Consider the following 25736-nt stretch of genomic DNA (forward strand, 5'->3'; position numbering starts at 1 on the left):
TCTTGGTTCGGCGCCTTTCGGCCCCGTTCGTGGCGTCACCGCTGCGGCGTCACGTCTGTATCGCCCTTGTAAGCAATTGCGGCGGCATGGGTTTGCGATCGATCAAGCGCCGGAGAAGAAGCCGATCGCGACACCGGCCAGCAAGGTCAGCCCCGCCGCGATCAGCACGAAGCCCAGAAGCTTGGACGCGAGCGTCATCGGTGCCGACGGTGCGTCGACCAGGTGCTTCTCGAGTTCGCCGCTCTCGACCATGCGCTGGTACTCGAGGGGATGCTCGCGGCGGTAGTGCTCCAGGCTCATCGTCCCGGTGAACATCACGATCTCGACCGGGAACTTGTCGGGCCGGAAGTGGTTGTTGAAGAAGTGCACCGTGAAGAGGAACACCACCGCCAGGAACGCCTCCTCGCCGTGGAAGATCGCAGCCACGTTGAACACCCAGCCGGGCAGGTAGGTGCCGGTGAGTCCGGGCAGCCACATCATCAGGCCGCTGACGCCGATGATCGTGACCCCCCAGAACGGCGCCCAGTAGTCGAACTTCTCCCAGTACGTCCAGCGGTCGAACACCGGGCGCGGGCCCTTGCCGAAGAACCACTTGAACATGGCGAGCATGTCGCGGCCGTCCTGCAGGTTCGGGATCATCGAGTCCGGGCCGAACCAGCGGAAGGTCTTGCGCTGGCGCCACAGGTTCAGCGCCATGTAGCCCAGGTGCCAGAAGAACACCGCGGCGAAGATCACCGCGTTGACGCGATGGATCAGCCCGGCGACCTTCGGCCCGCCGAGGGCCTTCATCACCCACGGTGCCCAGGCGGCGTCGGGGTAGAACAGCGGCATGCCGGTCAGCGTGAGGATCATCAGGCTGAGCGCGAACGTGATGTGGGCCAGGCGCCAGATGGCACTGAAGCGCCGGTAGTGCTTGGCTTCGAGGTTCGCCGGCAGCGCGGAAGCCGCCACGTGCGGGCGCAGTACACCCTGGCGGCGGTCCTGGAACTCGCGCCAGAACCACAACAAGGTGTGCAGCCAGAAGAAGCCGAAGGTGCCCACGAGCAGACCGACCATCATCTGGTAGCCGATCCACATCTGCGGGTAGCGCGCGAAGTCGTCGGTGCGGCCGTGCGGCTGGAAGGTCGCGAAGCCCGCCGACGCGACGCCCACGCCCTTCTTGCCGTTGTGGCAGGACTCGCAGGTCTCCATGCGGTTGGCCGGGTGGACCTTCGACTCGGGGTTCTTCGCCTCGAGGATGCCGTGGCTGCCGTGGCAGTCGTAGCACTTGGCCGTGTAGGCGTAGCCCAGCGTGCTGATCTGGCCGTGGTAGGTGGCCTTGTAGGACGCGTAGTTCTCGGCGTGGCAGCCGCCGCAGTTGGCGGTGATCGTGAGCTTGACCGGATCGGCCGAAGTGTTGCCGACGGCGTGGGCGCTGTGGCAGTCGGAGCAGACGGCCGACTTGACGTTGTGCTTGACCAGCGCTTCCTTGCCGTGGATCGAGGCGGTGTATTCATCCAGCGCGTCGCTGTGGCAGGTCTCGCCGCACATCGCCGCGCTGGTCAGGCGCCACTTCTCGTGCGCCGGGCTGGCCTTGGTCGGGATGTCGAAGCTGTGCGTGTCGTGGCAGCCGTCGCAACTGGCGTTGGCCTTGCTCCGGTCGGCCTTGCTGCCGCGGGCGTGGAACGACTTGCGGTAGGCCTCGATGTTGTCGACAACGATGCCCAGGCGCGGCTTGGCCGCGGCGGTGTTGTCGGCCTTGGCCTGGTCCCACAGCTTCTGGTGGCAGTCGGCGCAACCCGCGGAACTGGACGTGGTGCGGGCCGGATCCTTCTTGTGGCCGGCGCCTGCAGCGGGTTGGTCTGTGATGCCGGTGTGGCAGGCCACGCACTGCATCTTGGCGTGCACGCTGCCTGCGTACTTCTCGGGCGCGATGCCGAGCAAGGCGCGCGCCTTGCCGTCGGCGGCGGGCACTTCGAGCTTGTGTGCCTTGGCGTCGTGGCAGCTCAGGCAGCCCGCGTTGTCCAGCGCACCCGCATCCGCTGCGGCCGAGGCCACCGGGGCGGCCACCAGCGCACTCCATGCGAGCAGGCCCAATGCGGCCACTCGCCCCACCCATCGGATCGCACGCATGTCGTCCGCCGTTCTGTTGTTGTTGTGGCTTGCGCCGCCCTCACGGCGCCCATCAGGAAGCGACGGCTACTGCGAGAGGATCCAGTCCGCCAGGTTCTTCTGTGCGGCAACGTCCTTGGTGTTGAGCATCTTGTGGTCTTCCTCGGTGCCGTCGTCCAGCTTCACCTTGGGGCTGGTGGTGAAGTTCTTGATCAGCGCGTCCTGTCCTTCGGGCTTGCCCTTGTATTTGGCGGCGATCTTCTTGTAGGACGGACCCTTCTTCTCCTTGTCGATCGCGTGGCACTTGAAGCAGTCGTTCTTCTTGGCCAAGGCCTGGGCAGCGTCTGCATCGACAGCCAGGCTGGGACCGGACGCGGTCAGCAAGACTGCAGCGAAGGACGAACCGAGCACAGTGCGCATCATTGTTCCGAGCTTCATGAAAGGTGTCCTGAGTGGAAGTGAAAGGAAGACTGAAGCGGAAAGTAACGCCGACCAGGGCGTTTGTGCATGATGCGCATCAAAAAAAGAGTGCCGCGCTTGATCTGCGTCAGGCCGTTGTGTGCGCCACCGCACCCAGTGGATGCAGCAGCATGAACCTTGAGGCCTTGTCGGCCCTGTTCAGGCCGCCAGGAGCTGCCTCAGCACGTACGGCAGGATGCCGCCATGCAGGTAGTAGTCCACCTCGATCGGTGTGTCGATGCGCAGGATGACCTGCACGCGCTGTGTGACGCCGTCGGGGCGGCGGATCGACAGCGTGGCCTCGGCCTGCGGCTTGAGCTCTTCACCGAGTTCGACGCCGATCATCTCGCGGCCGGTCAGGCCCAGGCTCTGCCACGAGTCCCCGGCCTTGAACTGAAGCGGCAGCACGCCCATGCCCACCAGGTTGCTGCGGTGGATGCGCTCGAAGCTCTTCGCCACCACCGCCTGGATGCCCAGCAACTGCGTGCCCTTGGCGGCCCAGTCGCGCGAGGAGCCGGTGCCGTACTCCTCGCCGCCGAAGACCACCGTGGGCGTGCCCGCGGCCATGTACTTCATCGCTGCGTCGTAGATCGCCATCTTCTCGCCCGAGGGCTGGAACAGCGTCACGCCGCCTTCCTCGCGCGAGCCGTCGGCGCCGGGCGGGATCATCAGGTTCTTGATGCGCACGTTGGCGAAGGTGCCGCGCACCATCACCTCGTGGTTGCCGCGCCGCGAGCCGTAGCTGTTGAAGTCGGCCTTGAGCACCTTGTTCGCCTTCAGCCAGGAGCCGGCGGGCGAGCTCTCCTTGATCGAGCCGGCAGGCGAGATGTGGTCGGTGGTGATCGAGTCGCCGAACAGCGCCATGATGCGCGCGCCCTCGATCTTCAACGACACCGCCTTGGGCTTCGCGGTGAAGCCGTCGAAGAAGGGCGGCCGGGCGATGTAGGTCGAGGTCGGCCAGTCGTAGACCTGGCCCTCGGTGCCCTCGATGGCCTTCCACAGCTTGCCGGGCTTGCTCTTGACCTTCTCGTAGTTCGCCTTGAAGGCCTTGCCGTCCATCGCGTACTTCATCAGCGCGTAGATCTCGTCGCTGCTCGGCCAGATGTCGCCCAGGTAGATCGGCCTGCCACCGGTGCCCGTCCCCACCGGCTCGGTCATCAGGTCGCGCATCACGTTGCCGGCGATCGCATAGGCCACCACCAGCGGAGGGCTGGCGAGGAAGTTGGCCTTCAGGTTCGGGTGGATGCGCGCCTCGAAGTTGCGGTTGCCCGAGAGCACGGCCGCGCAGATCAGGTCGTTCTTCGTGATGACTTCGTTGACCTCGGCCGTCAGGTCGCCGGCGTTGCCGATGCAGGTGGTGCAGCCGTAGCCTGCAAGGTAGAAGCCGAGCTTCTCGAGGTAGGGCAGCAGGCCGGCCTTCTCGAGGTATTCGGTGACGATGCGCGAGCCCGGCGCGAGCGAGGTCTTGACGTGCGGCTTGACGGTCAGGCCGGCCTTCACCGCCTTCTTCGCCAGCAGCCCGGCGGCCAGAAGCACGCTGGGGTTGCTGGTGTTGGTGCAGGAGGTGATGGCGGCGATCAGCACGTCGCCGTTGCGGATGGCGAGGCCCGACGACGTGGTGTACGCGGTGTCGAGCTTCGCCGCGCTCTGGTTGAAGCCGTTCTCGGTGGGCGGCTTGCTGAACAGGCTGGCGAACTGCTGCTTGACGTGGCCGAGCTCGATGCGGTCCTGCGGCCGCTTCGGGCCGGCCAGGCTGGGCGCCACGCTGCCCAGGTCGAGCTTGACGATCTGGCTGAAGTCGATCTCGCCCGCCTTCGGCACGCCGAACAGCCCCTGCGCGCGGAAGTAGGCCTCGAAGGCCTCGATCTCGCTCTTGCGCCGGCCGGTGCCCTTGAAGTACTCGATGGTGCGTTCGTCGACCGGGAAGAAGCCCATCGTCGCGCCGTACTCCGGCGCCATGTTGGCGATGGTCGCGCGGTCGGGCAGGGCGAGCGTGCGTGTGCCCTCGCCGAAGAACTCGACGAACTTGCCCACCACCTTCTCGCGGCGCAGGATCTCGGTGACGGTGAGCACCAGGTCGGTGGCCGTGACGCCCTCGCGCAGCTTGCCACTGAGCTCGAAGCCCACCACGTCGGGCGTCAGGAAGTACACCGGCTGGCCGAGCATGCCGGCCTCGGCCTCGATGCCGCCCACGCCCCAGCCGACCACGCCGATGCCGTTGATCATCGTCGTGTGGCTGTCGGTGCCGACCAGGGTGTCGGGGTAGTACACCCGCTCTTTCCCCTTGCCCTTGCCCTTGTGCACGCCGCGCGCCAGGTACTCGAGGTTCACCTGGTGCACGATGCCGAAGCCCGGCGGCACGACGCCGAAGGTGTCGAAGGCCTGCATGCCCCATTTCATGAACTCGTAGCGCTCGCGGTTGCGCTCGAACTCCAGCTTCATGTTCAGGTCGAGCGCGTGCTTGTTGCCGTAGTGGTCGACCATCACCGAGTGGTCCACCACCAGGTCGACCGGCACCAGCGGTTCGATGGTCTTGGCGTTCTTGCCCATGGCGGCAGCGACGTTGCGCATCGCCGCCAGGTCGGCCAGCAGCGGCACGCCGGTGAAGTCCTGCAGCACCACGCGGGCGACGACGAAGGGGATCTCGTCGCTGCGTTCGGCATTCGGCTTCCAGCGCGCGAGCTGCGCCACGTGCTCCGGGGTGATCTTCCTGCCATCGCAGTTGCGCAGCACCGACTCGAGCACGATGCGCAGCGAGACTGGAAGCCGGTTCACGCGCGGGTGCGTGCGGGCCAGCTCGGGCAGCGAGTAGAAACGGCCCTCCTTGCCCGAGGCTGTCTTGAAGGATTGAAGCGTCGAGGCAAAGGGATGGGCAGACATGTTCTTCCTCTAGGTGATGAGCGGGAGCGAGCGCACCGACAGCACGCCCTGGATCGCGGCGATCTCGGCCAGCGCGCTGGGCGCCACCGGGCTGTCGACGTCGACCAATGTGTAGGCCATGTCGCCGCGCGACTTGTTGACCATGTTGTGGATGTTCAGCCCGGCCCTCGCCATGGCGGTGGAGATCTGGCCGAGCATGTTGGGCACGTTGGCGTTGGCGATCGCCACACGGTACGCCGATTCACGGGCCATCGAGACGGCCGGGAAGTTCACCGCGTTGGCCACGTTGCCATGCTCGAGGAAGTCGCGCAGTTGGTCGACCACCATCACCGCGCAGTTGTCCTCCGCCTCGCGGGTGGAGGCGCCCAGGTGCGGCAGCGCGATGACGAGCGGGTTGCCGTGCGTGGCCGCGCTCGGGAAGTCGCACACGTAGCGGCCGATCGCGCCGCGCTCCAGCGCCGCGAGCACGGCGGCGTCGTTGACCACGCCCTCTCGCGAAAAGTTCATCAGCACCGCGCCGGGCTTCATCAGGACGATGTTGTCGGCGTTCACCAGGTCGCGCGTGGCGGCCAGCAGCGGCACGTGCAGGGTCACGAAGTTGGCGCCGCGCAGCACCTCGGCCACGCTGGTGGCGCGCCTGACCTGCGCGGGCAGGCTCCAGGCCGCGTCGACGGTGATCTCGGGGTCGAAGCCGAGCACGTTCATGCCCAGGCGGATGGCGGCGTCGGCCACCAGGCAGCCGATCTTGCCCAGGCCGACCACGCCCAGCGTCTGCCCGGCGAGCTCGACGCCGGCAAAGGCCTTCTTGCCGTCTTCGACGCGCTTGTCGAGATCGGGCGCGGCGGGGTCGAGCTGCTGCACGAACTGCAGCGCGGCCGGCAGGTTGCGCGCGGCCAGCAGCATGCCGGCGAGCACCAGCTCCTTCACCGCGTTGGCATTGGCGCCTGGCGTGTTGAAGACGGGCACGCCGCGCAGGCTGAGCGCGGCCACCGGGATGTTGTTGACGCCGGCGCCGGCGCGGGCGATGGCGTGCACGCTGGCGGGGATCTCGGCGCCGTGCAGGTCCGCCGAGCGCAGCAGGATGGCGTCGGGCTCGGTGACGTCCTTGCCCGTCAGGTATCGATCGGCAGGCAGCCGCGCCAGGCCGCTCGCCGAGACCTGGTTGAGCACCAGGACCTTGAAGGGCGCGGGGGCGTCAGCCATGCTGGGCCTCGAACTCCTTCATGTACGCCACCAGCGCCTTCACGCCCTCGACCGGCATGGCGTTGTAGATCGAGGCGCGCATTCCGCCGACGACGCGGTGTCCCTTCAACTGCACCATGCCGCGCGCCTGCGCGCCCTTCAGGAAGGCTTCGTCGAGCTTGTCGTCCTTCAGCTTGAAGGGCACGTTCATCAGCGAGCGGCAGTCGCGGGCCACCGGCGCGGCATAGAAGTCCTGGCTGTCGAGGTAGTCGTACAGCAGCGCGGCCTTGGTGCGGTTGTGCGCCTCCATCGCAGCCAGGCCGCCCTGCGCCTTGATCCATCGGAACACCAGCCCGGCGATGTAGATCGCGTAGGTGGGTGGCGTGTTCAGCATCGACTCGGCCTCGGCCTGCTGCTGGTAGTCGAAGGCCGAGGGCGTGATCGGCAGCGCGCGGCCGAGCAGGTCGTCGCGCACGATGACGATGGTCAGGCCGGCCGGGCCGATGTTCTTCTGCGCGCCGCCGTAGAGCAGGCCGTACTTCGTCACGTCCAGCGGTCGCGAGAGGATGTTGCTCGACACGTCGGCCACCAGCGGCACCTCACCGGTGTCGGGGGTGAAGTGGTACTCGACGCCGCCGATGGTCTCGTTGGCACAGATGTGCACGTAGGCGGCGTTCGGGTCGAGCTTCCAGGTCTCGCGCTTCGGGATCGTCGTGTAGCCGCTGTCCTTGGCGCTGGCCGCCACGTTGACGGTGCAGTACTTGCCCGCTTCCTTGATCGACTTCTTCGACCATTCGCCGGTGTCGATGTAGTCGGCGCCGGTCTTGCCGCGAAGCAGGTTCATCGGGACGATGGCGTTCTCTCCGATCGCGCCGCCCTGCATGAACAGCACCTTGTAGTTGGCGGGGATGGCCAGCAGCTCGCGCAGCAGCGCCTCCGCCTCGGCGTGGATGGCGATGAATTCCTTGCCGCGGTGGCTCATCTCCATCACCGACATGCCCGAGCCGTGCCAGTCGAGCATCTCGTCGGCGGCCTGGCGCAGCACGGACTCGGGCAGGGCGGCCGGGCCGGCGCTGAAGTTGAAAACGCGGGTCATGGAACGGGTCTCCAGGCGGGTGGTCGGGTGAGGGGGAAGAGCATAACCAGATTCGAGGTCCGTTCCATGACCTCGGCCCCTGGCGCCCGCGCGGCGTTGGTGACAGCATCGCGGCGGGAGCCGCAGGCCCCGGCCGACGAACCAACGAGGAGACCCGCATGATGAAGTCCGGTATCGACCAGGACGCCCTGATCCAGATGTTTGCCACCGCCACGGCGAGCGGCACCGAGCAGGTCCGCAAGGGCGTGACGCAGGCGACGCTGGCCGCGCTGCAAGGCCGCGAGCTGAGCCTGAAGAACATCCGCAGCGTGTTGAAGACGGTGGCGCAGTCGGCCTCGGCCGGCGCGGCGATGAACAAGCTGCCGGGCGTGGACGTCGAAGACCTGCTCGACAAGGCGGTGGTCGGCATGGACGAGGCGCTGCTCAAGGCGGTCGACGCGAACCGCGTGGCGCTGCAGCAGTTCGTCAACCAGGGCGCCGACCTGCGCGAGAAGCACCTGAAGAAGGCGCTGACCGACCTTGAGGCGATGGAAGACAACTTCATCGGCACGCTGAAGAAGGCCGCCGAAGGGGCTGGTGCGCAGGCCTCGACGCAATGGGCGCCGATCCTCGAGAAGCTGCAGGCCGGCGGCACGCTCTCCGGCGCGAAGGCGGCCACCACCGCCGAGCAGTTCGTCAATCAGATGCACACGGCCATGCGCGACACCCGCGCTGCCAGCCTGAAGGCGGCGCAGACGCTGGCCGAGAGTTACACCGCGCTGGTCAGCGGCGTGCTGATCGGCATGTCGGATGCGCTGACGCAGGGCGGCGCGGCCAAGCCGCGCGGCAAGAAGTAGCAAGGGCTGAGGTATCGTGCCGGGCATGAATTCGCCCGGCGCAGACTTCTCGTTCTTCTGGCACGACTACGAGACCTTCGGCGTCGTGCCGCGGCGCGACCGGCCGGCGCAGTTCGCCGGCGTTCGCACCGATGGCGAGCTCAACGAGATCGGCGAGCCGGTGATGCTGCATTGCCAGCCGGCCGGCGACTCGCTGCCCGACCCCGAGTCCTGCCTGCTGACCGGCATCACGCCGCAGCATTGCCTCGAACACGGCGTGCCCGAGCACGCCTTCGCTGGGGCCATCGAAGCGCAGCTCGCCAGGCCGGGCACCGTGGGCGTGGGCTACAACTCGATCCGCTTCGACGACGAGGTGACGCGCTTCCTGTTCTGGCGCAACCTCATCGACCCCTATGCGCGTGAATGGCAGAACGGTTGCGGCCGCTGGGACCTGCTCGACGTGGTGCGCGCCACCCGCGCGCTGCGCCCCGACGGCATCAGCTGGCCGACGCACGACGACGGCCGTGCCTCGTTCAAGCTCGAGCACCTGACTGCGGCGAACGGCCTGGCGCACGAGGCGGCGCACGATGCGCTGTCCGACGTGCGCGCCACCATCGCGCTGGCCCGGTTGATCCGCGCGCAGCAGCCGCGGCTGTGGGAGTTCTGCCTGAAGCTGCGCCGCAAGGATGCGGTGATCGCCGAGATCGGCAGCGGCCGGCCCTTCCTGCATGTATCGGGCATGTACCCGCCCGAGCGCGGCTGCCTGGCGATCGTGTGGCCGCTGGCGCCGCACCCGACCAACAAGAACGAGCTGATCGTGTGGGACCTGGCGGTCGATCCGGGCGAGCTGTCGTCGCTCGACGCCGCGACGCTCCGCGAGCGGATGTTCACCCGCGCCGACGAGTTGCCCGAGGGCGTGACGCGGTTGCCGATCAAGACCATCCACATCAACAAGTCGCCGGTCGTCGTCGGCAACCTCAAGACTCTGAGCCCGGAGATGGCCGCGCGCTGGGGCATCGACGTGGCGCAAGCGCTGCAGCACGCCGAAGCCGCGGCGCAACAGGGCACGGCGCTCGCCGGGCTGTGGCCCGAGGTGTTCGCGCGGCCCGCGCCGGCCCAGGCGCCGGACGTGGACGAGGACCTGTACGGCGGCTTCGTCGGCAATGCCGATCGCGGGCGGCTGCAGCGGCTGCGCGAACTCGCGCCCGAGCAGCTCGCGGCCAAGCGCCTCGCCTTCGACGATGCGCGGCTGGAGGAGATCGTGTTCCGCTATCGGGCGCGCAACTTCGCGGCCACCCTGTCTGAAGACGAGCGCGCCCGCTGGGAGGAGCACCGCGCGCGGCGCCTGCACGATGGCGAGGGCGGCTCGCTGACGCTGCAGGCCTTCTTCGACCGCATCGACACGCTCAACGAGTCGGCCGACGAGCGCGGCCAGGCGATCCTCGAAGCGCTGTACGACTACGCCGAGCAAATCGCGCCAGAGCCCGTGTGATCAGGCCGGCGGCTCGATGCGCCGGAAATGCTTCGCCGCGTTGGCGCACACCGGGCAGGTCTCGGCCGGCAGCTTGTTGAGCGTGCAGCCGCACAGCTGGCAGATGAAGAACTGGCCGGTCTTCGCATCGATGTGCTTGGCCACCTGCTCGAAGAAGCTCGGCGACCAGCGCTGGATCTGCGCGATCTTGTCGCGGTGCTGCTTCTCGGTGGCCCAGGCGTAGCGCACCGTGGTCATGGCGTCGGCGTGGTCCTCGGCGCGCAGGCGCTCGAGCAGGCCGGGATACAGCGAGTCGATCGAAGCCATCTCCGACGCGGCCGCGGCGATCAGGTTCTCGCGCGTCGTGCCCGCTTGCACTGCCGGCCTGGGCACCGGGGGCACCTCGACATTCAGCCGCGCCAGGATGCGCGCGAAGTTGCCGGCATGGATCAGTTCCGCCGCGGCGAAGGCGGTGAACAGGTAAGCGATGCCGCGGTAGCCTTCCTGGGCGGCCGTGCGGCTGAATTCGGTGTAGCGGTAGTAGACATTCATCTCCGCCTCGTGGGCGGTCTGCATCGCCGCGATGGTCGCGGGGTAGGGCGCGGCTCGCGCGAGCCGCAGCGGCGCGAGCGACAACAATGCGCCGCCGACCAGCCGCCGGCGCGCCCGCGAGCGGACAGCCTGTTGCCGGATCGTGTCTCGCACCGTGAGCTCCTTCGCAGCCCGTATGGCGGCAGTCTGGTGCGGCTGGGCGGCCGGGCCATTGACCTTGCGCAACGCCCGAAATGCCGACGGCCCGCCGAAGCGGGCCGTCACGGCGGGTCAGGAGCGATCGCTCAGACCGTCACCGACTTCGCCGTCTCCGCGTACTCCTCGATCTGGTCGAAGTTCAGGTAGCGGTAGACGCTGGCGGAGTCCTTGTTGATGATGCCCATCGCTTCCTGGTATTCGGCCACGGTCGGCAGCTTGCCCAGCTTGGAGGCGATGGCGGCCAGCTCCGCCGAGGCGAGGAAGACGTTGGTGTTCTTGCCCAGGCGATTCGGGAAGTTGCGCGTCGAGGTCGAGACCACCGTGGCGCCTTCACGCACCTGCGCCTGGTTGCCCATGCACAGGCTGCAGCCCGGCATCTCGGTGCGCGCACCGGCGGTGCCGAAGGCGGCGTAGTGGCCTTCCTTGATCAGTTCGCTCTGGTCCATCTTGGTCGGCGGTGCGACCCACAGCTTGACCGGAATGTCGCGCTGGCCACCGAGCAGCTTGGCCGCGGCGCGGAAGTGGCCGATGTTGGTCATGCACGAGCCGATGAAGGCCTCGTCGATCTTCGTGCCTGCCACGTCCGACAGCAGCTTGGCGTCGTCCGGGTCGTTCGGGCAGCACAGCACCGGCTCCTTCAGCTCGTTCAGGTCGATCTCGATGACGGCGGCGTACTCCGCGTCCTTGTCGGCCTCGAGCAGGGTCGGCTTGGCCAGCCAGGCCTCGACCGACTTGATGCGGCGCTCCAGCGTGCGCTTGTCGGCGTAGCCGTCGGCGATCATGTTCTTCATCAGCACGATGTTCGAGGTCAGGTACTCGATCACCGGCGCCTTGTTGAGCTTGATGGTGCAGCCGGCGGCCGAGCGCTCGGCACTCGCGTCCGACAACTCGAAGGCCTGTTCCACCTTCAGGTCGGGCAGGCCCTCGATCTCGAGGATGCGGCCGCTGAAGATGTTCTTCTTGCCGGCCTTGGCCACGGTGAGCAGGCCGGCCTTGATGGCGGCGTAGGGGATCGCGTGCACCAGGTCGCGCAGCGTCACTCCCGGCTGCATCTGGCCCTTGAAGCGCACCAGCACCGACTCCGGCATGTCCAGTGGCATCACGCCGGTGGCGGCACCGAAGGCGACGAGGCCCGAGCCCGCCGGGAACGAGATGCCGATCGGGAAGCGCGTGTGCGAGTCGCCGCCGGTGCCCACGGTGTCGGGCAGCAGCAGGCGGTTCAGCCAGCTGTGGATCACGCCGTCACCCGGGCGCAGGGCCACGCCGCCGCGGTTGCTGATGAAGGCGGGCAGCTCGCGGTGCGTCTTCACGTCCACCGGCTTCGGGTAGGCCGCGGTATGGCAGAAGGACTGCATCACCAGGTCGGCGCTGAAGCCCAGGCAGGCCAGGTCCTTCAGCTCGTCGCGCGTCATCGGGCCGGTGGTGTCCTGGCTGCCGACGGTGGTCATCTTCGGCTCGCAGTAGGTGCCCGGGCGCATGCCCTGGCCTTCCGGCAGGCCGCAGGCGCGGCCGACCATCTTCTGCGCCAGCGTGAAGCCGGCCTTCGTCGCCACCGGCGGCTGCGGCAGGCGGAACACGGTGGAGGCGGGGAGGCCGAGGAACTCCCGCGCCTTGGCGGTCAGCGAGCGGCCGATGATCAGGTTGATGCGGCCGCCGGCGCGCACCTCGTCGAACAGCACGTCGCTCTTGAGCTTGAACTCGGCCACGGTGGCGCCGTTCTTCACCAGCTTGCCCTCGTAGGGCTTGACCTCGATGACGTCGCCCATCTCCAGCTTGGAGACGTCGACCTCGATGGGCAGCGAGCCGGAGTCTTCCTGCGTGTTGAAGAAGATCGGCGCGATCTTGCCGCCCAGCGTGACGCCGCCGAAGCGCTTGTTCGGCACGAAGGGGATGTCCTGGCCGGTGGCCCAGATGACGCTGTTGGTGGCGCTCTTGCGCGAGGAGCCGGTGCCGACCACGTCGCCAACGTAGGCGACCAGATGGCCCTTCTTCTTCAGGTCCTCGATGAACTTCATCGGGCCGCGCTTGCCGTCTTCCTCGGGCTTGAAGGCGGCGTCCGGCCGGGTGTTCTTCAGCATCGCCAGGTAGTGCAGCGGGATGTCCGGGCGGCTCCAGGCGTCGGGCGCGGGCGACAGGTCGTCGGTGTTGGTTTCGCCAGGCACCTTGAAGACGCTGACGGTGATCGACTTGGGCACCTCGGGGCGGGTGGTGAACCACTCGGCGTCGGCCCAGCTCTTCATCACGTCCTTCGCCTTGGCATTACCGGCCTTGGCCTTCTCGGCGACGTCGTTGAAGAAGTCGAACATCAGCAGCGTCTTCTTCAGCGCCTCGGCGGCGACGCCGGCGACTTCCGCGTCGTCGAGCAACTCGATCAGCGGGTGCACGTTGTAGCCGCCCACCATGGTGCCCAGCAGCTCCGTGGCCTTGGCCTTGGAGACCATGCCGACCTTGATGTCGCCGTGCGCGACGGCGGCCAGGAACGAGGCCTTCACCTTGGCGGCGTCGTCCACGCCCGGAGGCACGCGGTGCGTGAGCAGGTCCATCAGGAAGGCATCTTCGCCGGCCGGCGGCGCCTTGATCAGCTCGATCAGCGCGGCGGTCTGCTTCGCATCCAGCGGCAGCGGCGGGATTCCGAGGGCGGCGCGCTCGGCGGCATGTTGGCGATAGGCTTGCAGCATCAGGGGCTCCGGTGGCGGGTGACGAATTCGGGTCGGCGAGGCGGCTACGGGTAACCCCGCTATTTTATGTCTTATATAAGACTTGCGGGAAGCATCGCAGCGTCGACTGACGCCGGTCTGTCAGCGTCGGCCATTCCGGGCGCATACGCAAGAAAAAGGCCCGCACGCGGCGGGCCTTTGGGAAAGCGGCGGCGGCTTACTTGCCGGCGGCGGCTGCGGCGACGGCGGCTGCCGATTCCTTCTGCTTCTCGTTCACGCAGCCGTCGAGCACGCGCTGGCCCGACTTGCTGTCGAACAGCATCGACTTGTTGGCGATCTGGATGACGAGGAACTGGCCCTTCAGGTCTTCCAGGCGGATCGCCCCCGTGCTCGAGGCGATCGGCTTCATCATCCAGCTCTGCTTGCCCGACTTCACCTCGACGTAGCCAGGATATTTGGCCAGGGTGGAGACTTCGGCGACCTTGCCGAACTCGCAATCGTAGGTGCCGTAGTGCACGCGCTCGGCGGCGGCCAACTGCTCCGGCGACGCCTGGCCGGGCTCGGCCGCGGCGGGGGCGGCCTTCTTGGGCGCGGGCTTGGCGGCCGCAGGCTTGGCTGCCGGTTTCGCCGGGGCGGCGGTTTGCGCGAGGGCCATCGAGGTGCCCACGCAAAGGGCGGCGGCGATGGCGAGGGTGCTCTTGAAGTTCATGGCGGGGTGCGCAAGCGCGAGTCGTTTCACGGTGCGCGAAGCATGAGGCTTCGGCCGCTGGCCTTGCAACAAACTGCAGCGTCCGCCCCCGCGACGCTTACATGTGCAAACGTGCATCGGGTGCGGAACGTGGCGCTTGCCACACTCGCCCCACGTTGCTCAGCCGACCGGAGTGTCGAACCAGGCCTGCCGCACCTCGGCCGGCAGCGGCTGCCCGGTGCGATGCGCACGCTCCAGCACCTGCCAGAAGTAGCGGTAGCTGGCGCGGTCGTGCAGGGTGTCGCGGTGGCGCGTGGGAGCCCAATGCGCGGCCTGGGCGCTGCGGATGATCTCGATGGCCAGGTCGGTCTCGGCCGCCGTCGGTGCGAAGGCGTCGACGATGGTGCGCACCTGATCGGGGTGGATGCTCCACATGCGGGTGTAGCCGAACTCGCGCGCGGCCCGTGTCGCCGCGGCATTCAGGGCGCGCAGGTCCTTGAACTCGGTGACCACGCAGTGCGAAGGCGTCTTCGCGAAGGCGTGGCAAGCCGCCGCGATCTCCAGCTTGGCGCGCACCACCAGCGGGTGGCTGAACTGGCCCTGGGCGCCCATGGCGCTGGCCGGGATTGCGCCGCGGTGCGCCGAGACGAAGTCCATCAGCCCGAAGGACAGCGACTCGATGCGCGGGTGCGCTGCGATCGCTCCGACCTCTTGCAGCGCGCCGTGCGTCTCGACCAGCACGTGCACGGGGATCGAACGGCCATGCCCATGAATGCGGATGAAGTGGTCGATCTCGTCGCAGGCGCGGCCCACGTCGGCCAGGCCGCGAGGCTTGGGCACCATCAGGTAAGCCAGGCGCGAGCCGGCTCGGCGCACCAGCGTGTCGACGTCGGCTTCGAAGGCCGGGTGGTCGATCGGGTGCACGCGGGCGCCGACGCGGCCGAAGCGATTGGCTGCTGACATGATCAGCTCGGCGCACAGGTGCGCGTGCTCGGCCTCGCCGCCCACCGGTGCGCCGTCTTCGCAATCGAGCGTGACGTCGAACACCGGCCCGAGCTCGCCCTGCAGCTCGAGGCTCTTGCGCATGCGCGCCTCGACGCCCGAGTAGTGATCACACACCGGCAGGGCCGGTGCGTGGTCGTCGGCGTCGAACAGGGCCTCGCGAGGGGTCATCAGAGCAGGTGCTTGACGCCGTCCTGCTCGCCCTGGAGTTCGGCGAGCGTCTTGTTGATGCACTCCTGGCTGAACGCGTCGATGGCCAAACCCTCGACGATCTTGTACTGGCCGCCGGCGGTGGTCACCGGGAAGCCGAACATCACGTCCTTCGGGATGCCGTATTCGCCGTTGCTCGGCACGCCCATCGTGACCCATTCGCCGTTGGTGCCCAGCGCCCAGTCGCGCATGTGGTCGATGGCAGCGTTGGCGGCCGAGGCCGCCGACGACAGGCCGCGCGCCTCGATGATGGCCGCGCCGCGCTTGCCGACGGTGGGCAGGAACACGTCCTTGTTCCAGACCTGGTCGTTGATCATGTCCTTGACGCTCTTGCCGTCGATGGTCGCGAAGCGGTAGTCGGCGTACATCGTCGGGCTGTGGTTGCCCCACACGCCCAGCTTCTTGATCGAGGCCACGGCCTTGCCGGTCTTCGCGGCGATCTGCGACAGCGCGCGGTTGTGGTCCAGGCGCAGCATCGCGGTGAAGTTCTCGCGCTTCAGGCTGGGCGCGCTCTTCATGGCGATCCAGGCGTTGGTGTTTGCCGGGTTGCCGACCACCAGCACCTTGACGTCACGGCTGGCCACGGCGTCCAGCGCCTTGCCCTGGCCGATGAAGATGTTGCCGTTGATCGCCAGCAGCTCGGCGCGCTCCATGCCCGCCTTGCGCGGCATCGAGCCGACCAGCAGCGCGTAGTCGGTGTCCTTGAAGGCGGTTTTCGGGTCGCTGTGCGCTTCCATGCCGGCCAGCAGCGGGAAGGCGCAGTCCTCGATTTCCATCATCACGCCCTTGAGCGCCTTCTGCGGCCCTTCCGCCGGCACTTCCAGGAGCTGCAGGATCACGGGCTGGTCCTTGCCCAGCATCTCGCCGGAGGCGATGCGGAACAGCAGCGCGTAGCCGATCTGGCCGGCAGCGCCGGTGACGGCGACTCGAACGGGTTTCTTGCTCATGGAAGGCTCCAGAAGAGAGGGAAATGGTCTTTTGGGAGGGGTCAGGGCGCGAGTGTAGGACGAAGCAGGGCGCGGAGCGAGGGGAATCCCGAGTCTTCTGTCTTCTATAAGACATCTGTCAGCTGATCATGGACGATGGGCGGCTCTTGTGCTGCAATGCGCCCATGTCCGCCGCCGCCCTGACCGAACCCGCCAGCCCGGCCTTCAGCCCGCTGTACCAGCAGATCAAGGCCCTGATGGTGCGCGACCTGCAGGCCGGCGTGTGGCGCCCGGGCGAGTCGATCCCGAGCGAAACCGAGCTCGCGGCGCGCTTCAAGGTCAGCCAGGGCACGGTGCGCAAGGCGATCGACGAACTCGCCACCGAGAACCTGCTGGTGCGCCGACAGGGCAAGGGCACCTTCGTGGCCACGCACGCCGAGCAGACCACGCAGTACCGCTTCCTGCGCCTGCAGCCCGACGACGGCGTGACCGACGGCGGCACGCAGCGCCGCTTCATCGATTGCCGGCGCCTGCGCGCCCCCGCCGACGTGGCGCGCGCGCTGGGCCTGCGCTCGGGCGATGCGGCCATCCAGATCAAGCGTGTGCTCTCGCTGCGCGGCGTGCCGGTGGTGTTCGACGAGATCTGGCTGCCGGCGGCGCCTTTCAAGGGCCTCACGGCCGAGCGGCTGTCGGGCTACCGCGGGCCGATGTACGGTTTGTTCGAATCGGAGTTCGGCGTGCGCATGATCCGCGCCGAGGAGAAGATCCGCGCGGTCGCCGCCGATGCGCAGGCCGCCGAGCTGCTGGCCGTGCCGGTGGGCGCGCCGCTGCTGTCGGTCGAGCGGCTCTCGCTGAGCTATGGAGACAAGCCGGTCGAATTGCGCCGCGGCCTGTACAACACCGAGTCGCATCACTATCGCAACGAGTTGAGCTGAAGCGCACTTGAATCGCATTGCCCATGGCGCCCGCAAGCACCGTGCAAGCCTGCTGCAGTGCAATAGAATCATTCGGTTTCGCGTCGATCACATCACCACTGAGCACAAGGTTGGGCATGGCAGACACCCTCAAAGAGCGGCCCGTGTTCCGCAACATCCACGTCTCGCAGATCGTCGCGTACCGCCTGCCACCCGCAGGCATCGTCTCGATCCTGCACCGTGTCAGCGGCGTCGTGATGTTCCTGCTGATGCCGTTCATCATCTGGATGTTCGACGCGAGCGTCACTTCTGAAATCTCGTACAGCCAGTTCCGCGCGGCCTTCGCGGCCGGTGTGGGCTTCCTGCCCGGCTGGTTCCTCAAGCTGGTGGTGCTGGGCCTGATCTGGGCCTACCTGCATCACCTGATCGCCGGGCTGCGCCACCTCTGGATGGATGCCACCCACGCGGTGACCAAGGAATTCGGCCACCTCTCGGCGATCGTCACGCTGGCGCTGAGCGTCGCGCTCACGCTGGCGCTGGGCTTCAAGCTGTTCTTCTGAGCACCGTTCCCATGGCACAGAACTTCGGATCCAAGCGCATCGTCGTCGGTGCGCACTACGGCCTGCGCGACTGGCTCGCGCAGCGCATCACCGCGGTGCTGATGGCACTGTTCACCCTCGCGCTGATCGTGCAGGTGCTGCTGCCCGGCGAGATGGGCTACGACAAGTGGGCCGGCATCTTCAGCCGGCAGTGGATGAAGGTGCTGACCTTCGTCGTCATCGTTTCGCTCCTGTACCACGTGTGGGTGGGCATGCGCGATGTCTGGATGGACTACGTGAAGCCGGTGGGCATCAAGCTCGCGCTGCAGGTGTTCACGATCGTCTGGCTGGTGGGCTGTGCGGGCTGGGCCATCCAGGTCCTTTGGAGACTCTGATTCCATGACTTCCACCAACGTCTCGAAGCGCAAGTTCGACGTCGTCATCGTCGGTGCCGGTGGTTCCGGCATGCGGGCCTCGCTGCAACTCGCCCGCGCCGGCCTGAACGTCGCCGTGCTGTCCAAGGTGTTCCCGACGCGCTCGCACACGGTCGCCGCGCAAGGCGGCATCGGCGCCTCGCTGGGCAACATGTCCGAGGACAACTGGCACTACCACTTCTTCGACACCGTCAAGGGCTCCGACTGGCTCGGCGACCAGGACGCGATCGAGTTCATGTGCCGCGAAGCGCCGAAGGTCGTCTACGAGCTCGAGCATTTCGGCATGCCGTTCGACCGCAACCCCGACGGCACGATCTACCAGCGCCCGTTCGGCGGCCACACCGCCAACTACGGCGAGAAGCCGGTGCAGCGCGCCTGCGCGGCGGCTGACCGCACCGGCCACGCGATGCTGCACACGCTGTACCAGCAGAACGTCAAGTCGCGCACCAACTTCTTCGTCGAGTGGATGGCGCTGGACCTGATCCGCGACGCCGAAGGCGACGTGGTCGGCGTCACGGCGCTCGAGATGGAGACCGGCGAGCTTCACATCTTCGAGGCGAAGACCGTGTTGCTGGCCACCGGTGGCGCCGGGCGCATCTTCGCGGCCAGCACCAACGCCTTCATCAACACCGGCGACGGCCTGGGCATGGCGGCGCGCGCCGGCATCCCGCTGGAAGACATGGAGTTCTGGCAGTTCCACCCGACCGGCGTTCACAACGCGGGTGTGCTGCTCACCGAAGGCTGCCGCGGTGAAGGCGCGATCCTGCGCAACAGCAGCGGCGAGCGCTTCATGGAGCGCTACGCGCCCACGCTGAAGGATCTGGCGCCGCGCGACTTCGTGTCGCGCTGCATGGACCAGGAGATCAAGGAAGGGCGCGGCTGCGGTCCGAACAAGGACTACATCCAGCTCGACATGACGCACCTGGGCGCGGAGACGATCATGAAGCGCCTGCCCAGCGTGTTCGAGATCGGCCACAACTTCGCCAACGTCGACATCACCAAGGAGCCGATCCCGGTGGTGCCGACCATCCACTACCAGATGGGCGGCATCCCGACCAACATCCACGGCCAGGTGGTGGTGCCGAAGAACGGCAGCCCGAACGCGGTGGTGAACGGCCTGTACGCGGTGGGCGAATGCTCCTGCGTGAGCGTGCACGGCGCGAACCGCCTGGGCACCAACTCGCTGCTCGACCTGCTGGTGTTCGGCCGCGCGGCCGGCAACCACATCGTCGACAGCGCGCTGAAGACGAAGGGCCACAAGGCGCTGCCGGCCGATGCGGCCGACCAGACGCTCGCGCGCCTGGCGCGCTTCGAGAAGAGCAGCGGCGGCGAGTACGCGCAGGACGTCGCCAACGACCTGCGCAAGGCGATGCAGCAGCATGCCGGCGTGTTCCGCACCCAGGCCTCGATGGACGAGGGCGTGGAGAAGGTCAAGGCGATCGCCGAACGTGCCAAGAGCATCCACCTGGCCGACAAGTCGAAGGTCTTCAACACCGCGCGCATCGAGGCGCTCGAGGTCGAGAACCTGATGGAATGCGCGCTGGCCACGATGGTCTCGGCCGCTGCCCGCCATGAGAGCCGCGGCGCCCACACGGTCAACGACTACGGCGACACCGCCGAGCACCCGAACGGCCGCAACGACGCCACCTGGATGAAGCACACGCTCTGGTACAGCGAGGGCAACCGCCTCGACTACAAGCCGGTGAACCTCCAGCCGCTGACGGCCGAGTCGATTCCGCCCAAGGTTCGCACGTTCTGATTCCCGAAAGATCGACATGACCAAGCGTGTCTTCCAGATCTACCGCTACGACCCCGACACCGACGCGAAGCCGCGCATGCAGACCCTCGAGGTCGAGCTCGATGGCAGCGAGCGCATGCTGCTCGACGCGCTGATGAAGTTGAAGGCGGTCGACCCGACGCTCAGCTTCCGCCGCAGCTGCCGCGAAGGCGTGTGCGGCTCGGATGCGATGAACATCAACGGCAAGAACGGCCTGGCCTGCCTGACCAACATGCGCACGCTGCCCGGCGTGGTGGTGCTCAAGCCGTTGCCCGGCCTGCCCGTCATCCGCGACCTGATCGTGGACATGACGCAGTTCTTCAAGCAGTACCACTCGATCAAGCCCTACCTCGTGAACGACGAGCAGGCGCCCGACAAGGAGCGGCTGCAGAGCCCGGAAGAGCGCGACGAGCTGAACGGCCTGTACGAGTGCATCCTCTGCGCGAGCTGCTCGACCAGCTGCCCGAGCTTCTGGTGGAACCCGGACAAGTTCGTCGGCCCGGCCGGCCTGCTGCAGGCGTATCGATTCATCGCCGACAGCCGCGACCAGGACACAGCCGGCCGCCTCGACAACCTCGAGGACCCGTACCGCCTGTTCCGCTGCCACACCATCATGAATTGCGTCGATGTCTGCCCGAAGGGCTTGAACCCGACCAAGGCGATCGGCAAGATCAAGGAACTGATGGTCCGCCGCGCGGTGTGATCGTCGCCTGAACAGCCACCTGCCATGCCCGGACTGATCGACGAACGCGCCCTCTCGAAGCTGCGCTGGCGCTGCCGCCGCGGCCTGCTCGAGAACGACCTGTTCGTCGAGCGATTCTTCGCGCTCAGCGAAGGGCGTGTCACCGAGCAGCAGGCCTCCGGCATGGTCGCGCTGATGGACCTCGCCGACAACGACCTGCTCGACCTGCTGCTGCGCCGCCGCGAGCCCGAGGGCGAGCTGCTGCGCGACGACGTGATCGAAGTGCTGGGCATGATGCGGTCGCCGCAGTTCAGCAAAGCAGAAGAAGACCAGGGGCCGCATCGAGCCCGCGTGGTGAAGACAAGCCCGGCCACACCCCCGACCCGCCATTCAAGGAACGACCATGACTCCGTCTGACGTGAAAGCCACCCTGTCATTCTCGGACGGCAGCCCGAGCATGGATCTGCCGATCTACAAGGGCACCATCGGCCCCGACGTGATCGACATCCGCAAGCTGTACGCGCAGACCGGCAAGTTCACCTACGACCCGGGCTTCCTGTCGACGGCGGCCTGCCAGTCGACCATCACCTACATCGACGGCGACAAGGGCGAGCTGCTGTACCGCGGCTACCCGATCGAGCAGCTCGCGACCAACTGCGACTACCTCGAGACCTGCTACCTGCTGCTCAACGGCGAACTGCCGAACCCGAGCCAGAAGTCGACCTTCACGAAGCTCGTGACCAACCACACCATGGTCAACGAGCAGATGCAATTCTTCCTGCGTGGGTTCCGACGCGATGCCCACCCGATGGCCATCATGACGGGCCTGGTGGGCGCGCTATCGGCCTTCTATCACGACAGCACCGACATCCACAACGCGGAGCACCGCTCCATCTCGGCGATCCGCCTGATCGCCAAGATGCCCACTCTGGTGGCCATGGCCTACAAGTACACCGTGGGCCAGCCGTACATCTACCCAAAGAACGACCTGTCGTACGCGGGCAACTTCATGCGCATGATGTTCGCGACGCCTTGCGAGGAGTACGTGCCGAACGATGTGCTGGTGCGCGCGATGGACCGCATCTTCATCCTGCACGCCGACCACGAGCAGAACGCCTCCACCTCGACGGTGCGCCTGTGCGGCTCGTCGGGCACCAACCCGTTCGCTGCCATCGCGGCCGGCGTGGCCTGCCTGTGGGGCCCGGCGCACGGCGGTGCCAACGAGGCGGCGCTGAACATGCTTGAAGACGTTCAAAAGATGGGCGGCGTCGAGAAGATCGGCGAGTTCATCAAGCAGGTGAAGGACAAGAACTCCAACGTCAAGCTGATGGGCTTCGGCCACCGCGTCTACAAGAACTACGACCCGCGTGCCAAGCTGATGCGCGAAACCTGCCACGAGGTGCTCGACGCGCTGGGCCTGCACAACGATCCGATCTTCAAGCTGGCCATGGCGCTGGAGAAGATCGCGCTCGAGGACGACTACTTCGTGTCGCGCAAGCTGTACCCGAACGTCGACTTCTACTCGGGCATCGTGCAGCGCGCCATCGGCATCCCGGTGTCGCTGTTCACTGCGATCTTCGCGCTGGCCCGCACGGTGGGCTGGATCGCGCAGCTCAACGAGATGATCGGCGACCCCGAGTACAAGATCGGCCGTCCGCGCCAGCTGTTCCACGGCTCCACGCGCCGCGACGTCACGTCGCTGTCGCAGCGCGGCTGATCAGCGCGCTCCCCGGCAAGGCCCCCGCACGGAAGTGCCGGGGCCTTTCTCATGCGCCTAAAATCACGGGTTCTCCCGCGACCTGCCGCGAATCGCCATGCCACGCACCCTGTACGACAAGCTCTGGGACGAACACGTCGTCCACACCGAGGAAGACGGCACCTCGGTGCTCTACATCGACCGCCACCTGGTGCATGAAGTGACCAGTCCGCAGGCGTTCGAAGGCTTGCGCCTGGCCGGCCGCAAGCCCTGGCGCGTCAGCTCGATCGTGGCCACCGCCGACCACAACACGCCAACCACCGGCTGGGAGCTCGGCTACGACGGCATCACCGACCCGATCTCCAAGCAGCAGGTCACCACGCTGAATGCCAACATCAAGGCCTTCGGCGCGGCGGCGTTCTTCCCGTTCCTCGACAAGCGCCAGGGCATCGTGCACGTGATCGGGCCGGAGCAGGGCGCCACGCTGCCCGGCATGACGGTGGTCTGCGGCGATTCGCACACCTCCACGCACGGCGCCTTCGGTGCGCTGGCGCACGGCATTGGCACCAGCGAGGTCGAGCATGTGCTCGCCACGCAGACGCTGCTGGCGAAGAAGGCGAAGAACATGCTGGTGCGCGTCGACGGCACGCTCGCGCGCGGCTGCTCGGCCAAGGACATCGTGCTGGCCATCATCGGCCGCATCGGCACGGCTGGCGGTACCGGCTACACCATCGAATTCGGCGGCGCCGCGATCCGTGCCTTGAGCATGGAAGGGCGGATGACGGTTTGCAACATGGCCATCGAGGCGGGCGCGCGCGCCGGCCTGGTGGCGGTGGACGAGACGACGATCGCCTACGTGAAGGGCCGGCCGTTCTCGCCCGCCGGCCTCGAGTGGGAGCAGGCGGCCGCCTACTGGCGCACGCTGCGCTCCGACGACGACGCGGCCTGGGACGCGGTCGTCGAACTCGACGCCGCGCAGATCCGCCCGCAGGTCACCTGGGGCACCTCGCCGGAGATGGTGCTGTCCATCGAGGACCGCGTGCCCGACCCCGACCGCGAGAAGGACGCCAACAAGCGCGGCGCGATGGAGCGCGCGCTGCAGTACATGGCGCTGGAGCCAAACAAGCCGATCGCCGACATCCGCATCGACAAGGTGTTCATCGGCTCGTGCACCAACTCCCGCATCGAGGACCTGCGCGAGGCCGCCGCCGTGGTGCGCCGCCTGGGCGGCCGGGTCGCCTCGACGGTGAAGCTGGCGATGGTGGTGCCGGGCTCGGGCCTGGTGAAGGCGCAGGCCGAGCGCGAGGGGCTGGACAAGGTGTTCATCGCCGCCGGCTTCGAGTGGCGCGAGCCGGGCTGCTCGATGTGCCTGGCGATGAACTCCGACCGGCTGGAGCCGGGCGAACGCTGCGCCTCCACCTCCAACCGCAATTTCGAAGGTCGCCAGGGCGCCGGCGGCCGCACCCACCTGGTCAGCCCGGCGATGGCCGCGGCGGCCGCCATCGAAGGCCATTTCGTCGACGTCCGGCGCATCGCCTGACGAGCCTCAACCACCAAGGAGACCCGCCATGAAACGCACCCTGTTCGTCCTGATGGCCTCGCTGACCCTGCTGGCCGGCTGCAACACCATCGAGGGCCTCGGCAAGGACATCAAGACCGGCGGCGAGAAGGTTGAAGAAGCCGCGAAGAAGAAGTAGGCATTTGCCATGCAAGCCTTCAAAGTGCACAAGGGCGTGGTCGCGCCGCTGGATCGCGAGAACGTCGACACCGACGCGATCATCCCGAAGCAGTTCCTCAAGTCGATCCAGCGCAGCGGCTTCGGCCCGAACCTGTTCGACGAGTGGCGCTACCTCGACCGCGGCGAGCCCGGGCAGGACCCGGCCACGCGCCGGCCGAACCCCGACTTCGTGCTCAACCAGCCGCGCTACAAGGGTGCGTCGGTCCTGATCGCGCGCAAGAACTTCGGTTGCGGCTCGTCGCGCGAGCACGCGCCCTGGGCGCTCGACCAGTATGGCTTTCGCGCCATCATCGCGCCGAGCTACGCCGACATCTTCTTCAGCAACTGCTTCAAGAACGGGCTGCTGCCCATCGTGCTGCCCGAGCACCAGGTGGCGGCGCTGTTCGACGAGGTCGCGGCCTTCGTCGGCTACGAACTGACCATCGACCTCGAGCGCCAGGTGGTGATCAAGGCCGACGGCACCGAGCTGCCTTTCGAGGTGCAGCCGTTCCGCAAGTTCTGCCTGCTCGGCGGATTCGACGATATCGGCCTCACGCTGCGCCATGCCGACAAGATCCGCAGCTTCGAGGCCGAGCGCCTGCTGAAGAAGCCCTGGCTCGCCCACACCCTCTGAGAAGGACCTCCTCTTGAAGATCGCCATCCTGCCGGGCGACGGCATCGGCACCGAGATCGTTGCGCAGGCCGTGCGCGCGATGCAGTGCCTCGACCTGCGTTTCGAGACCGAGACCGCCGCCGTGGGCGGCGCCGCCTACGAAGCGCATGGCCACCCGCTGCCCGAGGCGACGCTGAAGCTCGCCAAGGAAGCCGACGCGGTGCTGTTCGGCGCCGTGGGCGACTGGAAGTACGACAAGCTCGAGCGTGCACTGCGCCCGGAACAGGCCATCCTCGGCCTGCGCAAGAACCTCGGCCTGTTCGCCAACTTCCGCCCGGCGATCTGCTACGAGCAGCTCACGCATGCGTCGAGCCTGAAGCCCGAGCTGGTGGCGGGGCTGGACATCCTGATCATTCGCGAGCTCACTGGCGACATCTACTTCGGTCAGCCGCGCGGCCGCCGCGAAGCGCCGGACGGCCCGTTCAAGGGCGCCCAGGAGGCCTTCGATACCATGCGCTACACGCGCCCGGAGATCGAGCGCATCGCCCACGTCGCCTTCCAGGCGGCGCGCAAGCGCAGCAAGCGTGTCACCAGCGTCGACAAGGCCAACGTGCTGGAGACCTTCCAGTTCTGGAGGGACGTGGTCACCGAGGTGCACGCGCAGTACCCCGACATCGAGCTCGACCACATGTACGTCGACAACGCGGCGATGCAGCTCGTGAAGGCGCCCAAGCGCTTCGACGTGGTCGTCACCGGCAACATGTTCGGCGACATCCTGTCGGACGAGGCCGCCATGCTGACCGGCTCGATCGGCATGCTGCCGTCGGCTTCGTTGAACGAAGCAGGGCGCGGCCTGTACGAGCCCAGCCACGGCAGCGCCCCCGACATCGCCGGTAAGGATCTTGCAAACCCGCTGGCTACAATGCTGTCCGTGGCCATGATGCTCCGCTTCTCCCTGAACCACCCCGAGGCAGCTGACCGGATCGAGTCGGCGGTCCAGCACGTGCTCGCGTCGGGGCTGCGCACGGCAGACATCTGGTCCGAGGGCACCACCAAGGTCGGCACGCGCGCCATGGGCGACGCCGTGGTCGCCGCGCTCTCTGGCAAGACCACCAAAACCATTACCAAGAGCTAGTT

Annotated in this window: 22 protein-coding genes and 1 pseudogene; 13 read left to right on the forward strand and 10 right to left on the reverse strand. The window is 67.3% G+C overall.

Annotated features, from left to right (window positions below):
- Window positions 1-102: 102 nt before the first annotated feature.
- The 5 genes from HZ992_RS05985 to serC form a co-directional block, all read right to left on the reverse strand.
- Window positions 103-2112: a cytochrome C gene (locus HZ992_RS05985; RefSeq protein ID WP_209385760.1), complete on the reverse strand. Its 2010-nt coding sequence runs from the start codon at window positions 2110-2112 to the stop codon at window positions 103-105.
- Window positions 2113-2178: 66 nt separating this feature from the next.
- Window positions 2179-2529, reverse strand: coding sequence for a c-type cytochrome (locus tag HZ992_RS05990; protein WP_245213368.1), 351 nt, complete (start codon window positions 2527-2529; stop codon window positions 2179-2181).
- A 180-nt stretch (window positions 2530-2709) separates the two neighbouring features.
- Window positions 2710-5430 carry an aconitate hydratase AcnA gene (acnA, locus tag HZ992_RS05995; protein ID WP_209385761.1) on the reverse strand — a complete coding sequence of 907 codons (2721 nt, stop codon included), beginning with the start codon at window positions 5428-5430 and terminating at the stop codon, window positions 2710-2712.
- 9 nt (window positions 5431-5439) lie between these two features.
- A complete protein-coding gene (locus HZ992_RS06000; protein ID WP_209385762.1) occupies window positions 5440-6633 on the reverse strand; it encodes a phosphoglycerate dehydrogenase in 1194 nt (397 codons plus the stop codon).
- Window positions 6626-7708: a 3-phosphoserine/phosphohydroxythreonine transaminase gene (gene serC / locus HZ992_RS06005; RefSeq protein WP_209385763.1), complete on the reverse strand. Its 1083-nt coding sequence runs from the start codon at window positions 7706-7708 to the stop codon at window positions 6626-6628. Before serC ends, HZ992_RS06000 begins: the two co-directional genes overlap by 8 nt.
- A 158-nt stretch (window positions 7709-7866) precedes the next feature.
- On the opposite strand from serC, the gene HZ992_RS06010 reads away from it, so the two are divergent.
- Both HZ992_RS06010 and sbcB read left to right on the forward strand, forming a co-directional pair.
- Entirely contained in the window at window positions 7867-8544 is a 678-nt protein-coding gene (locus HZ992_RS06010; protein ID WP_245213369.1) for a DUF6781 family protein, read from the forward strand.
- A 25-nt stretch (window positions 8545-8569) separates the two neighbouring features.
- Window positions 8570-10015, forward strand: coding sequence for an exodeoxyribonuclease I (gene sbcB, locus HZ992_RS06015; RefSeq protein WP_209385764.1), 1446 nt, complete (start codon window positions 8570-8572; stop codon window positions 10013-10015).
- On the opposite strand, the gene HZ992_RS06020 is transcribed toward sbcB, so the two are convergent.
- The 5 genes from HZ992_RS06020 to HZ992_RS06040 all read right to left on the reverse strand — a co-directional run bounded on the left by HZ992_RS06020 (window position 10016) and on the right by HZ992_RS06040 (window position 16248).
- Window positions 10016-10699, reverse strand: coding sequence for a rubrerythrin family protein (locus HZ992_RS06020; protein WP_209385765.1), 684 nt, complete (start codon window positions 10697-10699; stop codon window positions 10016-10018).
- Between the two features lie 131 nt (window positions 10700-10830).
- Window positions 10831-13422 (reverse strand): bifunctional aconitate hydratase 2/2-methylisocitrate dehydratase, encoded by a 2592-nt coding sequence (gene acnB, locus HZ992_RS06025; protein ID WP_209385766.1) that lies wholly within the window; start codon window positions 13420-13422, stop codon window positions 10831-10833.
- Between the two features lie 196 nt (window positions 13423-13618).
- Window positions 13619-14110, reverse strand: coding sequence for a hypothetical protein (locus HZ992_RS06030; protein WP_209385767.1), 492 nt, complete (start codon window positions 14108-14110; stop codon window positions 13619-13621).
- Between the two features lie 159 nt (window positions 14111-14269).
- On the reverse strand, window positions 14270-15262 hold the full coding sequence (locus HZ992_RS06035; RefSeq protein ID WP_209385768.1) for an HpcH/HpaI aldolase/citrate lyase family protein: 993 nt from the start codon (window positions 15260-15262) through the stop codon (window positions 14270-14272).
- Window positions 15262-16248, reverse strand: a complete 987-nt coding sequence (locus HZ992_RS06040; protein WP_209385769.1) for a malate dehydrogenase — start codon at window positions 16246-16248, stop codon at window positions 15262-15264. The genes HZ992_RS06035 and HZ992_RS06040 overlap by 1 nt, the downstream gene beginning before the upstream one ends.
- A 164-nt stretch (window positions 16249-16412) precedes the next feature.
- On the opposite strand from HZ992_RS06040, the gene HZ992_RS06045 reads away from it, so the two are divergent.
- From HZ992_RS06045 to leuB, 11 genes and pseudogenes are all read left to right on the forward strand, one after another.
- Window positions 16413-17162 carry a GntR family transcriptional regulator gene (locus HZ992_RS06045; protein WP_209385770.1) on the forward strand — a complete coding sequence of 250 codons (750 nt, stop codon included), beginning with the start codon at window positions 16413-16415 and terminating at the stop codon, window positions 17160-17162.
- 116 nt (window positions 17163-17278) lie between these two features.
- On the forward strand, window positions 17279-17701 hold the full coding sequence (gene sdhC / locus HZ992_RS06050; RefSeq protein WP_209385771.1) for a succinate dehydrogenase, cytochrome b556 subunit: 423 nt from the start codon (window positions 17279-17281) through the stop codon (window positions 17699-17701).
- An 11-nt stretch (window positions 17702-17712) separates the two neighbouring features.
- Window positions 17713-18075: a succinate dehydrogenase, hydrophobic membrane anchor protein gene (gene sdhD / locus HZ992_RS06055; RefSeq protein ID WP_209385772.1), complete on the forward strand. Its 363-nt coding sequence runs from the start codon at window positions 17713-17715 to the stop codon at window positions 18073-18075.
- Window positions 18076-18079: 4 nt separating this feature from the next.
- The gene (gene sdhA / locus HZ992_RS06060) at window positions 18080-19873 is read left to right on the forward strand and encodes a succinate dehydrogenase flavoprotein subunit (protein WP_209385773.1); all 1794 of its coding nucleotides are present in this window, start codon (window positions 18080-18082) and stop codon (window positions 19871-19873) included.
- Window positions 19874-19889: 16 nt separating this feature from the next.
- Complete coding sequence (locus HZ992_RS06065; RefSeq protein WP_209385774.1) at window positions 19890-20594, forward strand: succinate dehydrogenase iron-sulfur subunit; 705 nt, start codon at window positions 19890-19892, stop codon at window positions 20592-20594.
- A 24-nt stretch (window positions 20595-20618) separates the two neighbouring features.
- Window positions 20619-20873: pseudogene (locus HZ992_RS06070) on the forward strand (succinate dehydrogenase assembly factor 2); the annotation flags it as partial.
- A gap of 103 nt (window positions 20874-20976) precedes the next feature.
- Window positions 20977-22290, forward strand: coding sequence for a citrate synthase (gene gltA, locus HZ992_RS06075; RefSeq protein ID WP_209385776.1), 1314 nt, complete (start codon window positions 20977-20979; stop codon window positions 22288-22290).
- Between the two features lie 97 nt (window positions 22291-22387).
- On the forward strand, window positions 22388-23809 hold the full coding sequence (leuC, locus tag HZ992_RS06080; RefSeq protein ID WP_209385777.1) for a 3-isopropylmalate dehydratase large subunit: 1422 nt from the start codon (window positions 22388-22390) through the stop codon (window positions 23807-23809).
- A gap of 28 nt (window positions 23810-23837) precedes the next feature.
- Window positions 23838-23966, forward strand: coding sequence for an entericidin A/B family lipoprotein (locus HZ992_RS06085; protein ID WP_209385778.1), 129 nt, complete (start codon window positions 23838-23840; stop codon window positions 23964-23966).
- Window positions 23967-23975: 9 nt separating this feature from the next.
- Entirely contained in the window at window positions 23976-24620 is a 645-nt protein-coding gene (leuD, locus tag HZ992_RS06090) for a 3-isopropylmalate dehydratase small subunit (protein ID WP_209385779.1), read from the forward strand.
- Between the two features lie 13 nt (window positions 24621-24633).
- Complete coding sequence (leuB, locus tag HZ992_RS06095; RefSeq protein ID WP_209385780.1) at window positions 24634-25734, forward strand: 3-isopropylmalate dehydrogenase; 1101 nt, start codon at window positions 24634-24636, stop codon at window positions 25732-25734.
- The last annotated feature ends 2 nt before the right edge of the window (window positions 25735-25736 follow it).

Origin of the sequence: Rhizobacter sp. AJA081-3, from assembly GCF_017795745.1 — a bacterium.
Classification (GTDB): domain Bacteria; phylum Pseudomonadota; class Gammaproteobacteria; order Burkholderiales; family Burkholderiaceae_C; genus Piscinibacter.

What these genes read in the sequence shown, in the direction of transcription:
- HZ992_RS05985 (WP_209385760.1), bottom strand. Translation starts at nt 2,112, where the DNA reads ATGCGTGCGATCCGATGGGTGGGGCGAGTGGCCGCATTGGGCCTGCTC.
- HZ992_RS05990 (WP_245213368.1), bottom strand. Translation starts at nt 2,529, where the DNA reads ATGAAGCTCGGAACAATGATGCGCACTGTGCTCGGTTCGTCCTTCGCT.
- acnA (WP_209385761.1), bottom strand. Translation starts at nt 5,430, where the DNA reads ATGTCTGCCCATCCCTTTGCCTCGACGCTTCAATCCTTCAAGACAGCC.
- HZ992_RS06000 (WP_209385762.1), bottom strand. Translation starts at nt 6,633, where the DNA reads ATGGCTGACGCCCCCGCGCCCTTCAAGGTCCTGGTGCTCAACCAGGTC.
- serC (WP_209385763.1), bottom strand. Translation starts at nt 7,708, where the DNA reads ATGACCCGCGTTTTCAACTTCAGCGCCGGCCCGGCCGCCCTGCCCGAG.
- HZ992_RS06010 (WP_245213369.1), top strand. Translation starts at nt 7,867, where the DNA reads ATGATGAAGTCCGGTATCGACCAGGACGCCCTGATCCAGATGTTTGCC.
- sbcB (WP_209385764.1), top strand. Translation starts at nt 8,570, where the DNA reads ATGAATTCGCCCGGCGCAGACTTCTCGTTCTTCTGGCACGACTACGAG.
- acnB (WP_209385766.1), bottom strand. Translation starts at nt 13,422, where the DNA reads ATGCTGCAAGCCTATCGCCAACATGCCGCCGAGCGCGCCGCCCTCGGA.
- HZ992_RS06030 (WP_209385767.1), bottom strand. Translation starts at nt 14,110, where the DNA reads ATGAACTTCAAGAGCACCCTCGCCATCGCCGCCGCCCTTTGCGTGGGC.
- HZ992_RS06035 (WP_209385768.1), bottom strand. Translation starts at nt 15,262, where the DNA reads ATGACCCCTCGCGAGGCCCTGTTCGACGCCGACGACCACGCACCGGCC.
- HZ992_RS06040 (WP_209385769.1), bottom strand. Translation starts at nt 16,248, where the DNA reads ATGAGCAAGAAACCCGTTCGAGTCGCCGTCACCGGCGCTGCCGGCCAG.
- HZ992_RS06045 (WP_209385770.1), top strand. Translation starts at nt 16,413, where the DNA reads ATGTCCGCCGCCGCCCTGACCGAACCCGCCAGCCCGGCCTTCAGCCCG.
- sdhC (WP_209385771.1), top strand. Translation starts at nt 17,279, where the DNA reads ATGGCAGACACCCTCAAAGAGCGGCCCGTGTTCCGCAACATCCACGTC.
- sdhD (WP_209385772.1), top strand. Translation starts at nt 17,713, where the DNA reads ATGGCACAGAACTTCGGATCCAAGCGCATCGTCGTCGGTGCGCACTAC.
- sdhA (WP_209385773.1), top strand. Translation starts at nt 18,080, where the DNA reads ATGACTTCCACCAACGTCTCGAAGCGCAAGTTCGACGTCGTCATCGTC.
- HZ992_RS06065 (WP_209385774.1), top strand. Translation starts at nt 19,890, where the DNA reads ATGACCAAGCGTGTCTTCCAGATCTACCGCTACGACCCCGACACCGAC.
- gltA (WP_209385776.1), top strand. Translation starts at nt 20,977, where the DNA reads ATGACTCCGTCTGACGTGAAAGCCACCCTGTCATTCTCGGACGGCAGC.
- leuC (WP_209385777.1), top strand. Translation starts at nt 22,388, where the DNA reads ATGCCACGCACCCTGTACGACAAGCTCTGGGACGAACACGTCGTCCAC.
- HZ992_RS06085 (WP_209385778.1), top strand. Translation starts at nt 23,838, where the DNA reads ATGAAACGCACCCTGTTCGTCCTGATGGCCTCGCTGACCCTGCTGGCC.
- leuD (WP_209385779.1), top strand. Translation starts at nt 23,976, where the DNA reads ATGCAAGCCTTCAAAGTGCACAAGGGCGTGGTCGCGCCGCTGGATCGC.